This is a genomic window from Paenibacillus sp. FSL E2-8871 (assembly GCF_038000345.1).
In the GTDB taxonomy this organism is placed as follows: domain Bacteria; phylum Bacillota; class Bacilli; order Paenibacillales; family Paenibacillaceae; genus Paenibacillus_AQ.
Genome location: NZ_JBBOBV010000001.1, coordinates 6205109 through 6217332, shown reverse-complemented (window position 1 = coordinate 6217332; position 12224 = coordinate 6205109). Strand labels below are relative to the sequence as shown.

Below are 12224 nucleotides of genomic sequence, written 5' to 3'. Positions count from 1 at the left end.
CCGTTTAATTTTTCCACAATTCCTTGAACTTGTCGTCCATAGCCTCTGTAACCTGCTCCGGAGTAGTCTTTCGTCCACCAATAATCTCGGCGAATTTAGCTTCCATCTCTTCAGCTACACCCGTTGGCCACATTTGATTCGGGAAGTATACGGACTTTCCATTATTCAGGTATGAATCATTAACTTCTTTGAACAGGTCATGATTCAACGGAACACCTTTATACACGCTGATCGAACTGTTGGCTTCGGTCCAAGCCTTGAACAGATCTGACTGACCATCAAACAGGTAATTCATAACTTCCTTGGCAATGTCCAGATTCTCCGATTTGGCGTTAAGCGCGAAACCAGCAGCAGTGGCAGCAGAGACATAAGTGGGCTGGCCTGAATCGTTAGCAGGCAGAGAGAAGAATCCACGGGTAAAGTCGGCTGCACCTTTGGCTGTCAGTGTTGCATAATCCCAGGTTCCGTCAAACACCATAGCCGCTTTACCATCTACGAACAGTTGAGCCGCTTGAGCACTTCCAAGTCCAAGTGAGTTCTTGACTACATAACCTTTGTCATATAATTCCTTCATTTTGGAGATCGTGGCTACCCACTTTGGATCTGTTAACGATTTTTCTCCCGCTTGAAGCTTGGTATCGAAATCCATTTCATCCGGATAAACCTCATTCGCTGCGATTTGATACATCCCGAACTGGAGGAACCAAGGATCCTTGTCCGCGAGTGAGATTGGAGTAATGCCCGCATCCTTCAGCTTCTGGCAAGCTTCCAGGAATGAGGTCCAATCCTTCGGCATTTCTATGACACCCGCCTGCTTGAACAAATCCTGATTGTAATACACCCCTAGATAATCAAGACCTCCAGCGATCCCATAAGGCTTACCCTCATAAGACATATCATCTTTCGCCCCTTGGCTGATGTTATCCCAAAAGGTTAAATCCGATAGATCAGCCGCATAGCCGGCCTTTGCCATGTCCAGAACACCGAGGGATGCATTTCTTGGGAATACCCAGTAAATATCAGGCCCTTTACCTGAAGCAAGCTTTGTACGAATGGACGTAAAATACTGCTCATCCGGAAGCTTGGAAGTTTCGAGCGTAACGTTAGGGAACTTTTCCTTCACGAGCTTAGGCATAATATCAAGTGCAAAATCCTGTCCGTCCGGGGCTTTAGTGCCAGATACCATCATGGTCAGCGTCACCTTTTTCGCACTGTCTGTTGTTGCTGCCGGAGCATTTGTAGCGCTTCCACTATTTTCAGCGTTACTAGTGTTGCTGTTGTTACCTGAGCCGCAGCCTGCTAGAACAGCAAGTAACAGCGCTATCATTAAAGCTCCTGTCCGTTTTTTAGTACGTAATTTCATAGAATAACCTCCCTGTTTTCATATCACTTCTATTTCCCGGCATCCATTTTTTGTTGGTTGCTGTATTGTTATTTTAATCTTGTAAGCGGTATAATTACTTTTGCATTTAGGGTGCACTATTTTACGAACGGCTTAAATCGGAGGAGAGCGAATGAAATTTTCCAGTATCAAGATGAAACTCTTTCTAGCACTCGTTCTTGTATCAGTCATTCCGATTGTGATCGTCACGTATAACTCCTACCGGAGCTATACTAATCTGGTCAACCAGCAAACCTCTCTCGTTGCCTCCAACACCATCCATAATACCGTTAAAGGCATTGAGGATATTTTCGGAAATATTGAACGCATTTCACTTACCATTCAGCAGCAAACCTCCAGTGCGACCGCATACACTACCGTTAGCGACGAGCTAAAAAAACTGGCCAGCACCAGCGATTCCTATGACATTTTTATAATACAAAACAAGCTGAAGCTGATCTTTGAGAACCTGCTACTGAGCTATGATTATGTTAATGGAATCTATCTTTTTTCTCCTGACGGCAAAAATATCAGCTATGGCAGTACGGCGGAACTGAAGGTGGGATATGTCCCCCTCCGGGATGCGTGGTATCAGAAGACCATTGCCAACAAAGGTCAGCTGTATATCGGCGAGCCCGGTGTAAAGCCTTATATCATTAATTCTGAGCCTTCCCTGGTATTCTCCCGTGCGCTCTATGATATGAAGACTCAGCAGTTCCTTGGTGTGTTTATGCTGGACTGTAGCTTAGATATTTTCAAAGGCTTGAATCAAGACGCTGTCCCAAATATGAGTTATTTTGTACTGGCCAATGACGACGGTAACATTATCTACGACAGTACCGGCCAGAACACGGACTCACGGCTGCCGGAGGACTTAACCCGCAAGACCGAGGCTATGCAGGGTGATGAACTGGAATTTTACAATGAAAATAATTTGACGGTTATTCAGCGACTTCCTGTATATCACTGGACAGTTATCGCCAATATTTCGCTAAGTGAGCTGTACGAGAAATACGGAATTTCCAACAAGCTGATCCTTTATATTTCCCTTACTTGTGCGGTCATTTTCATACTTCTGTCCATCCTGTTATCCAACTGGATTACTAAGCCGATTACCCAGCTCGCTAAAATCATGCGCAAAAACAAATCGCAAAAATTCGTTACAACCGAGATCAAACCTAAGCGGGTTGACGAGATCGGCTTTCTGTATACGGAATACAACAAGATGATGCAGGACATCGACATCTTTGTCAGAGAGAGCTATCAGAATAAAATTCTGACCATGGATTCACAAATGAAAGCGCTTGAAGCCCAGATTAATTCGCATTTTCTGTATAATACACTCGAATCTATCAACAGCATAGCTGAAATTGAAGAGGTTGAAAGCATTGCTGTAATGACCAAAGCGCTGGGAGATATGTTTCGCTACAGTATCAAGACGGATAGTGAGCTGGTATTTGCCCGGGACGAGATTCAGCATGTCGATAACTATATGGCCATCCAGCAGATCCGCTACGGCAGCAAAATCTGTTTTGTAAAAGAGATGGAGGACTCCGTTCTGGAAGCGAAAATTCTCAAGCTGATCCTTCAGCCCTTAGTGGAGAATGCCGTCTATCACGGCTTGGAGAATAAAAGAGGTAACGGCATGCTCTTACTAAAGGGCTATCTGGAGCCTGATACCAAGCGAATTATCTTTGAGATCCAAGATGACGGGATTGGTATCCCAGAAGCACGGCTTAAGGAAATTCAAACACTGCTAGATCAACCACCGGAATTCATGGGGCTTGGTCACCGGAGCAGACAGAGCATCGGGATTAAGAATGTGCACTCTCGCATCGCCCTGTATTACGGCTCAGATTTCGGACTGACCCTATCCAGCGAACCCACGCTGGGAACAACGATCACCCTAACACTCCCCTCTAAATAAAGATAAAAGGAGACTGGATCATGTACAAATTCATAATCGTCGACGATGAGCCTTTGATCCGCCAGGGTCTACTAAAAAAAATCAAGGCAGTGACTAATGAACTGATCTTCAGTGGAGAAGCCGACAATGGTGAGGATGCCTTGGACCTTATCCAAGCGACGGACCCACATCTAATCTTCACCGATATGCGGATGCCCGTGATGGATGGAAAATCCCTGCTTCGTCAGCTGCAAAATGATTATTCCGATAAGAAAATCATCGTCATCAGCGGATTTTCCGATTTTGAATATATGCAAGAAGCGATCTCAGCCAGAGTTGTCCACTATTTACTGAAGCCGTTCAGCAAAGACGAGATCCACCAAGCGATCTCCAAAGCGATAACCGCCATAGAGAGTGAGCAGTCCGCTAAGGCGGAAACTCTGAATATAACCAAAGAAGCGGAGCAGCTAAGCCTACAGGGAGATTTGCAGGCCCTGCTTCAATACATTGCCGGCTTCTACCCGGCTGAGAAGCCGCCAAGCTTCCGATCAGCCCCATTGCTCAATCTGATGACATCCCGAAGAATGATCCTATTGACGCTCTATAATCCAGAAGATCTAGTTGCCCAAGAACCCTATCTGGAGAGGACTAGTATCTTTCTCCCTCATCCTCAGAGCAGGAAACTCGCCTTTTCTCTCCTGCTATGTGATGCTTCACTGAGTGATTCTAAGGTGCTGGAACTGGCTTCTTATGAAGCCAAACAGTTGATCGAAGAAACTGGACCACAAGCCTGCATCGGCATAAGTGGCAGAAAAACCGATCTGAAGGAACTGCCGCAGGCACGGCTAGAATCGATGTCCGCATTGAACTGCCGGGCCATCGCCGACCAGGGACAGTTTTTCCACTACCGCCCGGGTAGCTACCAAGCAGGGCCGGAAATGTGGGAAAGTAGCCGGGAACTCATCTTTTTCATCGAATCTGGGAATAGCGATAAGGTGAAAGATCGAATTCACGACTATTTTGACTATTACCGAGGGCAACCCGCAGCAACAATCCATCAGTTGAAAGAGAACTGCCGAGCCATAATCACAGAGGTCAAAACCTTGGTTTCCGTCTATTTTCCTGTAGAGAACGGACAACATACATCATCCAGCCTTGAAGGCGTACTTAATATTTCATTTGATTCGGAAGAAATCCGGGGATATTTCCTGACCGTACTCACTTCGATTGCAGAATTACTAAAGGAACAATCGGTCTATGCCTCTCCCAACGTCATTGATAATGTAAAGGTATATATCCGCAAAAACATCTGCTCGTCCCTCACGCTAGAGCATTTATCGAATCTGTTCTACATCAGTCCGAGCTATCTTAGTTACTTGTTTAAGGAGAAGACGGGCGAAAATCTGATTGATTATGTCAACAAAGAGCGAATCGAACGTGCCAAGTTGCTGCTCCGTACCAGTGATGAGAAGATTTATAAGATTGCCAAGAGTCTTGGGATCGATAACGCCAAATATTTTTTCCGCCTATTCAAGAAAATGACCGGGTTCACACCAGAGGAATATCGAAAATTAAGTGAAGCTCAAAAAGAGGGGGCACGCTAATGGATCATATGGAGCTGGATTGTTATCTACGCCGCCTTGATGCAATCGAAGCCAAACAACAGTACACCCGTCGCAACATTAATGAATTTGGTGGCAAAGAATTGATCTTACCTCACGGAGAACGGGTTCCGCGTCTACCGGTACATCATTTTTTTAATCAGGGCGATTATCATATCAGCAAGCACCACCGGTTCGCCGATATGCCGGAGCATACGCATACATTTATCGAACTAAATTATATGTATTCAGGCCGCTGCCGTCAGACTATTGGCGGATCCGTCGTAGAGCTGACTCAAGGCCAGATTTGCTTGTTGGATACGGACGTACCCCATTCAATTTTTACACTTAATGAAGACGATATTTTGATCAATATTTTGATGCGAAAGGAAACACTGAACGCGGCATTTCTGACCCGGCTGGGTTCTGACGGAAGATTAAGTGATTTTCTGATCAACGCCCAATCTCCCGCTGCAGCCCATGACCGTTACCTTGTCTTCCGATCAGATAACAGTCATAACCTTCACCATATTCTCGCCAGCATGATGTGCGAGTACTTTGATCCCCGTGATTTCTCCGCGGACATGATCAACGGTTATATGGTCATCGTGTTTACCGAGCTCATGCGGGTTCTAAACCAGAACACCGCCCCCAGTGGATTACCTACCACTAAACGGGGCGATCTGCTGGAAATCCTACAATATCTGGAACATCATTTTAATAACTGCTCCTTGAAGGATTTGGCCACACGCTTTAATTTCAATCCCAATTATCTGAGCAATCTACTTAAGAAAAGCACAGGCAAAACGTTTGGTGAGTTGGTACAAGAGCATCGTATGGCTTATGCCGCGCTCTTACTCGCTAACAGTGATCGACCGATTGGAGATATAGCCGGAGAATGCGGATATGAAAGCCTAAGCTTTTTCTACAAAAAATTCGCGGAACGATACGAAGTTACTCCGCTTTTGTACCGCAAGCAGAGCCAAACAACCTGAGACACCATTTGCTACGGTGCTCAGGCTGTTCGAGCTGATATCGAATAGGCATCTGCTTATAATTGATATTTGCGGATCAGATACGTTGGCGTACAGCTCCAAGCATGGCAATAACTATTAATTAAATGACTGCCATAGGGAGAAAAGCTCTTGTCGCTTGGATTATACAGCTCCCAGAACGTATCAGCCCCGTCTTTAATCATCTGCCCCCAATACTTCTTGATCTCCGAAATGGCTGTATCCCTTTCGCCCATCTGAATCAGTGCCTCAATAAAATGGTGAACCATATAGGGTGTGGTCATCGGAATGGGAGCGGAATCCTGCTGAAGCCGTAGCAATAGTCTCTTCCCGCGCTCTTCTTCAACGATTCCGGCAAGCACCATCCAGATCTGAGAAGCCCATGAAACCTGCCTAATATCACCACTAACAAAATAGCCTAATTCAGAGTCCCATAAGTGATCCAAAGTGGCCTTCGTAAGTTCTTCAATCGTCTGCCGTAAACGATCCTGTCGTTCATTTCCGAGAAGAACGGCCAGATGCAGCGCGCATTTCAAGTTATAGATTAAGATAGCCTGCGCCGGGGCCTGTTTGTTCAGATCCGGATGCCAGTCAATAAAAGCCCACCAGGTCTCATCGTCGGTCACAATGCCACGCTCGTCCAATCGTTCTAAAGCCAGCTCTATCTGCCGATAAGCAGATGGCCACAGCTCCTCCAGCGTGTTCCGGTCATCTGTAGCCAAGTAATAATCATGAAGTGTAGATACAAAAAAGAGTGAATAATCATAGAGATACGTATCGTCAGGTATGACCTGGGGTTTCATGAACAAGTTAGCCGTGATCCGACCCCGCTCATCCGGATAAGCTGCAAACAAGTACAGGCATCGCTTAACCAGATCATTGCCTGAGAACGTTTCGTAATTGGCCAGCGCCTGAAGCCGCAGGTCACCAAGCCACAGTCTTCGGTCCCGCTTAGGTCCATCTTCGAAGACCTCCTGCATACATTCTTCCAGCGTCTTAACGCTGACTTCATCAATGGCTTGCAGTTCAGGATCTGTGTGGCCCAACGGAGCCTGAAGGGAGCGGTCAGCCGAAGTTTCCGCTGTACAACTAATTTCAGCAAAGGATACTTTATACTTCGGTGACGTATCAAGTACCTTAAGCTTTACATACCGAAAGCTGTATCGACGATCCAGATTTAGTGATGAAGGCAGTATATCCAGATGAACTCGCTCTTCCTGTAACCACGAGCTGCTTAGCCATCCGTCATACTCAGAAAAGGATTCAGCCATCTCCACCGGCATTTCCCCGAGGGTGATCTGCAGATGTAACGGAGCATCCGGGGGACTACCTATTGGAATAATCCGAATCGCCAGCCTTCCCACTAGATGCTCTCCGAAATCTAGAATAACCTCCTCCCCTTTACCAAAAGCAATGGCAGAAAGAGCCTCTGCACCTTGAATCGATTCTGACTGCCAGCCATGCACCGCTAGTTCATTCTTTACAACCCGGATTATCTGCTTCGGTTTACAATCCCGGTAAATAAGCTGAGGTTGAAGCTGCTCTGCGGTTAAAGCGAACACCTCATTTTTATGGATAGTTACCGCTTGCTGGCGCTGCATCGCTTGAGTCATAACCTATCTCCTCCTTCATTGGTCTTGTTCCCCCTCTAGTAAACCTCAATTCCGCTTGCCTGAACATACAGTGAATACAGCTAATCTTACTCTTATTACAGTTCTGCTCAACGGAGTGACGCTAATTTGTCATGATAAAAAAGATGCAGTAAGATCCATCACAAAAAACAACACAGCTGCCTTAGCAAACCGCTCCAACCTGCGTATTTTCGTGATATTAACACTTTAATAGAGCGTTTACTAGACCAATTTCCAACTAGTTAGGATGCACTTTTCATGTTGACTTTTCAACATATAGTGATTAAAATAAACAACGCACACTAAATATAGTATGCATATGATTTTCCAGTATTTATAGCTTATCTATTCAATCTTTACAGTAATATATACAGGGGGAGAGACTCCATGCTAGTCGCATACGATTCAAAAACCGGAAACGTCAAACGCTTCATTGGTAAGCTTAAGCTGCCAGCTGTGCAGATTGAAGAGCATATGACCATTGACGAGCCCTATGTGCTTATTACATATACCACCGGCTTTGGACAGATTCCAGAGAAGGTGTCTACTTTCTTGAAGAACAATTATTCCAATTTGAAAGGCATCGCCGCCAGCGGCAACAAGAACTGGGGCGAGCTGTTCGCGCATAGCGCAGACTTGATTGCAGATCGGTACAATGTACCAGTTATCGGTAAATTTGAGCTATCGGGCACATTTGGTGATGTGGAACGAATTAAACAGGAGGTGAGCCGAGTTGCGGCATATTGAACTAAACAACATGTTGATGAAGAGAGACGAAAGTGGTTTCTTTCAATTGGATAAAGACCTTGAGGCAGTAGCCGAATTTATGCGGGATGTAGAACGGCGGAGCCTGGTTTTTGCGAATACAAAAGCCAAGGTTGATTATATGATTGAACAGGATTTCTACGAAAATTTTTACGAACAGTACAGCTTGGCTGAGATTGAAGATGTCTACCAAATTACCCATTCTTACAACTTCAGCTTTCCATCCTATATGGCAGCTTCGAAGTTCTATACGGATTACGCTGTAAAAAGCAATGACCGCAAGCAATATCTGGAGCATTATCCGGACCGTGTGGCGGCAGTCTCCCTTCATCTTGGACGCGGCAACGCCGCTACTGCCGGCATGCTTGCCCGTTCGATGATGGAGCAGCGTCTGCAGCCAGCGACCCCAACCTTCTTAAATGCCGGCAAGAGCCGTCGCGGTGAGCTTGTCTCCTGCTTCCTTATCGAAATGGACGACTCGCTTAATTCGATCAACTATGTGCTCAATACCTGCATGCAGCTGTCGAAGATCGGCGGTGGTGTGGCTGTCAACCTGTCCAAGCTCCGTTCCCGCGGAGAGACAATCAAGGGTGTCGAGGATGCGGCGAAGGGCATTATACCTGTGCTCAAGCTGATGGAAGACGGCTTCTCCTATGCTGACCAGATGGGTCAACGTAAAGGTTCTGGAGCCGCCTACTACAACATTTTTGGATGGGATGTTCTTGAATTTCTCGACAGTAAGAAGATCAACGCCGACGAAAAAACAAGACTCAAAACCCTGTCCATCGGCCTGATCATTCCGAATCGCTTCTATAAGCTGGCGAAGGACAATGAACCGCTCCATGTATTTGCCCCTTACAGTGTGTACAAGGCTTATGGCACGCATCTTGATGACATGGATTTGGATGAAATGTACGATAAGCTGCTAGCCGATCCACGTGTCAAAAAGAGAAAGGCCATGAGCGCACGGGATATGCTGACCAAAATCGCCATGATCCAGCTGGAATCTGGCTATCCATATATTATGAACAAGAGCAACGCCAATGAGGCTCATGCCCTGAAAAACGTTGGACAGATCAAAATGTCCAACCTCTGCACGGAAATCTTCCAGCTGCAGGAGACCTCAGAAATTGCTGACTACGGACAGGAAGATACCATCCGCCGTGATGTAAGCTGCAATCTGGCTTCCTTAAACATTGTCAACGTGATGGAGCATGGCAAAATCCGTGAATCGGTACATGAAGGTATGATCGCCTTGACTGCAGTCAGCGATATGACCAGCATCTCTAATGCCCCAGGCGTAGCCAAAGCTAACAAAGAGATGCACTCCGTCGGTCTCGGTGTCATGAATCTGCACGGCTATCTGGCCAAGAACAAGATCGCTTATGAGAGCGAACAGGCTCGCGATTTTGCCCGGACCTTCTTCATGACCATGAACTATCATTCACTGGAGAAAAGCATGGAGATCGCTGCTGCAACCGGCCGGTCCTTCCATGGATTTGAGGCTTCTGATTATGCTACAGGAGCTTATTTCGAGCGTTACCTGACTACGGATTACCGCCCTGTAACGCCAAGAGTACAAGAGTTGTTCGGAGATATTTTTATCCCATCCCCTGCGGACTGGGAACAACTGCAGGATGCAGTAAAAGCAAATGGCCTGTACCATGCATACCGTTTGGCAATTGCGCCGACAGCCAGCATTTCCTATATTCAAAATGCTACTTCAAGCGTTATGCCTATTGTAGAGCAGATTGAGACCCGGACTTATGCCAATTCAACGACTTACTATCCGATGCCGTACCTGCGTCCAGACAATGTATTTTTCTATAAATCAGCTTACCAAATGGATCAGTTCAAGGTGATCGATTTGATCGCGGAAATTCAGCCCCACATCGACCAGGGCATCTCGACCGTTCTGCATGTGAACAGCGATGTCTCCACCAGAGAACTGGCCCGCTCCTATCTGTACGCGGCGCATAAAGGCCTGAAGTCGCTATATTACACCCGGACCAAAAAGCTGTCCGTTGAGGAATGCCTCACCTGCTCGATCTAACTGGAAGGCTATAGCCGCAGAAAAGGAGATTGCCATATTATGACCGCTATCCAAGCCGTTAACTGGAACCGTCCTGACGACGATTTCTCATTGATGTTCTGGAATCAGAACATTATGCAATTCTGGACGGACGATGAAATTCCATTATCCGATGATAAAATGTCCTGGCTCACGCTCAGTGAGCAAGAAAAGGACTCCTATATGAAGGTACTCGGCGGACTCACGCTGCTGGATACGATTCAAGGCGGAGTAGGTATGCCGCAGATTATGGAGCATGTCGAAGGTCTTCAGCGCAAGGCTGTGCTTGGCTTTATGGGCATGATGGAACAGATTCACGCCAAATCGTACAGTAGCATCTTCACCACTTTGTCCTCCACAGAGGAGATTGACAGTGTGTTCCGCTGGGTTGAAGAGAACCCTTATCTGCAGTTCAAGGCAGAGACCATATCACAATATTACAAAAAAATAGATTCACCCAAAGATCTGTACCTTGCCATGGCAGCCTCAGTGCTGCTCGAGAGCTACTTGTTCTACAGTGGCTTCTTCTACCCGCTTTATCTAGCTGGCCAAGGCAAAATGACATGCAGCGGTGAGATCATCGACCTTATTCTGCGGGATGAGAGCATCCATGGCGTATATGTCGGTGTGCTGGCGCAGGAGATCTTTGACGGGCTACCAGATGACGAGCAGCGTGAGCTACACCAGAAGCTGGTAGACCTCCTTAGACTGCTACATGAGAATGAAGAACGTTATACCGAGCAGATCTACGCTCCCATCGGACTGGTGGACGAGGTCAAGACCTTCCTTAGATACAATGCTAACAAAGCCATGATGAATCTGGGGCATGATCCGCTATTCGACGAGGAAGAGATCAACCCGATTGTTCAGAATGGCATCAGTACCCACACCAAGCAGCATGATTTCTTCTCGAAAAAAGGTAACGGATACGTCCGGGCGCTTAACGTGGAACCGCTGAAAGATGAAGATTTTCAATTTTAAATATAGATAAAGCAAAAAAGTGCGGAGAAAATTCTCCGCACTTTTTGCTAACTGTAAGATTAGATTATTGCAAGCTTTTCAGGTATGTTCTAGCTTCTTCGTAGGTATCGTAAGCATCTGCAAAATCTCTACCAAAAATACGTTTCAATTGCATCTTCCAAATTGGGTTTTTAGTTACATAAGCCCATCCTGCTTGACCAGCTTCACTCGCCATCGCACCAGTAGGGGCTAGCATAGCTGCAACCTCAGGAGTAAGTACACTTTTAGAATCAGTTACATCAGTTGTTCCTGTAAATTTAGGTTTAACAAGCTTCATGATATTTTCAAAATCTTTCAGGTATCCTGGAACATCTTCAGCTGAAAAATCAATAGATACTACATCGATATGGTTCTCATTTTGGTTGTACTTAATTGTGTATGACATAATTATTTTTCCTCCAAGTTTTAACGTTATTTTTTAATAATAGAGATGAAATGTATGTAACTTCACAGACAAAAAATACCCGCCCCAGGCTTTTTCAGGGCGACGACATCTACTTCCTGTATCGTTTTTATAACAACACCCTTTCTAGAATATTAACTAATACATATTACCTATATTATTATCGACAAATTTCTTTTTTTATTTATATTAAAATACAAATTTCTACAAATTCCAACATATCCATGGTCATATTTTCCTTAATTCATTCATTTTTGTGTATCTGCTGTCTCTTGCAAGCATTCAATTTGCCAACATACGAAGAATCTATTTATTTTAGACAACTAAAAAAGGCTCTGCGTGCGACTTCCGATTCCAATCCAGTCATCCTTCAGGTTTTTGGAATCAGAATACGCCGCAAAGCCTTTAATACTATATATTAGTTGTTATATAA

The 12224-nt window shown here is 45.5% G+C and carries 9 protein-coding genes; 6 read left to right on the top strand and 3 right to left on the bottom strand.

What is annotated here, in order from left to right; genetic code table 11:
* Positions 1-4: 4 nt before the first annotated feature.
* The gene (locus NYE25_RS27965) at positions 5-1363 is read right to left on the bottom strand and encodes an ABC transporter substrate-binding protein (protein WP_341127447.1); all 1359 of its coding nucleotides are present in this window, start codon (positions 1361-1363) and stop codon (positions 5-7) included.
* A 151-nt stretch (positions 1364-1514) separates the two neighbouring features.
* On the opposite strand from NYE25_RS27965, the gene NYE25_RS27960 reads away from it, so the two are divergent.
* The 3 genes from NYE25_RS27960 to NYE25_RS27950 are packed head-to-tail and all read left to right on the top strand — an operon-like array spanning position 1515 to position 5883.
* Positions 1515-3308, top strand: a complete 1794-nt coding sequence (locus NYE25_RS27960; protein WP_341127446.1) for a sensor histidine kinase — start codon at positions 1515-1517, stop codon at positions 3306-3308.
* A 20-nt stretch (positions 3309-3328) separates the two neighbouring features.
* The gene (locus NYE25_RS27955; protein WP_341147388.1) at positions 3329-4891 is read left to right on the top strand and encodes a response regulator; all 1563 of its coding nucleotides are present in this window, start codon (positions 3329-3331) and stop codon (positions 4889-4891) included.
* Complete coding sequence (locus tag NYE25_RS27950; protein WP_341061416.1) at positions 4891-5883, top strand: AraC family transcriptional regulator; 993 nt, start codon at positions 4891-4893, stop codon at positions 5881-5883. Before NYE25_RS27955 ends, NYE25_RS27950 begins: the two co-directional genes overlap by 1 nt.
* Positions 5884-5939: 56 nt before the next feature.
* On the opposite strand, the gene NYE25_RS27945 is transcribed toward NYE25_RS27950, so the two are convergent.
* Positions 5940-7514: an alpha-L-rhamnosidase-related protein gene (locus NYE25_RS27945; RefSeq protein WP_341061415.1), complete on the bottom strand. Its 1575-nt coding sequence runs from the start codon at positions 7512-7514 to the stop codon at positions 5940-5942.
* Between the two features lie 405 nt (positions 7515-7919).
* On the opposite strand from NYE25_RS27945, the gene nrdI reads away from it, so the two are divergent.
* From nrdI to nrdF, 3 genes are read left to right on the top strand one after another with little or no spacing between them, the layout of a single operon-like run.
* On the top strand, positions 7920-8279 hold the full coding sequence (gene nrdI, locus NYE25_RS27940; RefSeq protein ID WP_042185827.1) for a class Ib ribonucleoside-diphosphate reductase assembly flavoprotein NrdI: 360 nt from the start codon (positions 7920-7922) through the stop codon (positions 8277-8279).
* Complete coding sequence (gene nrdE / locus NYE25_RS27935) at positions 8266-10350, top strand: class 1b ribonucleoside-diphosphate reductase subunit alpha (protein WP_076286294.1); 2085 nt, start codon at positions 8266-8268, stop codon at positions 10348-10350. Before nrdI ends, nrdE begins: the two co-directional genes overlap by 14 nt.
* A 39-nt stretch (positions 10351-10389) precedes the next feature.
* Entirely contained in the window at positions 10390-11349 is a 960-nt protein-coding gene (gene nrdF, locus NYE25_RS27930) for a class 1b ribonucleoside-diphosphate reductase subunit beta (protein ID WP_042185822.1), read from the top strand.
* A 64-nt stretch (positions 11350-11413) separates the two neighbouring features.
* Here the strand turns inward: nrdF and NYE25_RS27925 are convergent, their stop codons facing one another.
* Positions 11414-11773, bottom strand: a complete 360-nt coding sequence (locus tag NYE25_RS27925) for a hypothetical protein (RefSeq protein WP_042185820.1) — start codon at positions 11771-11773, stop codon at positions 11414-11416.
* Positions 11774-12224: the final 451 nt, after the last annotated feature.

Excerpts from the sequence above, each read along its gene's own strand:
- NYE25_RS27945 (WP_341061415.1), bottom strand. The coding sequence starts at position 7,514 with ATGACTCAAGCGATGCAGCGCCAGCAAGCGGTAACTATCCATAAAAAT.
- NYE25_RS27950 (WP_341061416.1), top strand. The coding sequence starts at position 4,891 with ATGGATCATATGGAGCTGGATTGTTATCTACGCCGCCTTGATGCAATC.
- nrdI (WP_042185827.1), top strand. The coding sequence starts at position 7,920 with ATGCTAGTCGCATACGATTCAAAAACCGGAAACGTCAAACGCTTCATT.
- NYE25_RS27925 (WP_042185820.1), bottom strand. The coding sequence starts at position 11,773 with ATGTCATACACAATTAAGTACAACCAAAATGAGAACCATATCGATGTA.
- NYE25_RS27955 (WP_341147388.1), top strand. The coding sequence starts at position 3,329 with ATGTACAAATTCATAATCGTCGACGATGAGCCTTTGATCCGCCAGGGT.
- NYE25_RS27965 (WP_341127447.1), bottom strand. The coding sequence starts at position 1,363 with ATGAAATTACGTACTAAAAAACGGACAGGAGCTTTAATGATAGCGCTG.
- NYE25_RS27960 (WP_341127446.1), top strand. The coding sequence starts at position 1,515 with ATGAAATTTTCCAGTATCAAGATGAAACTCTTTCTAGCACTCGTTCTT.
- nrdF (WP_042185822.1), top strand. The coding sequence starts at position 10,390 with ATGACCGCTATCCAAGCCGTTAACTGGAACCGTCCTGACGACGATTTC.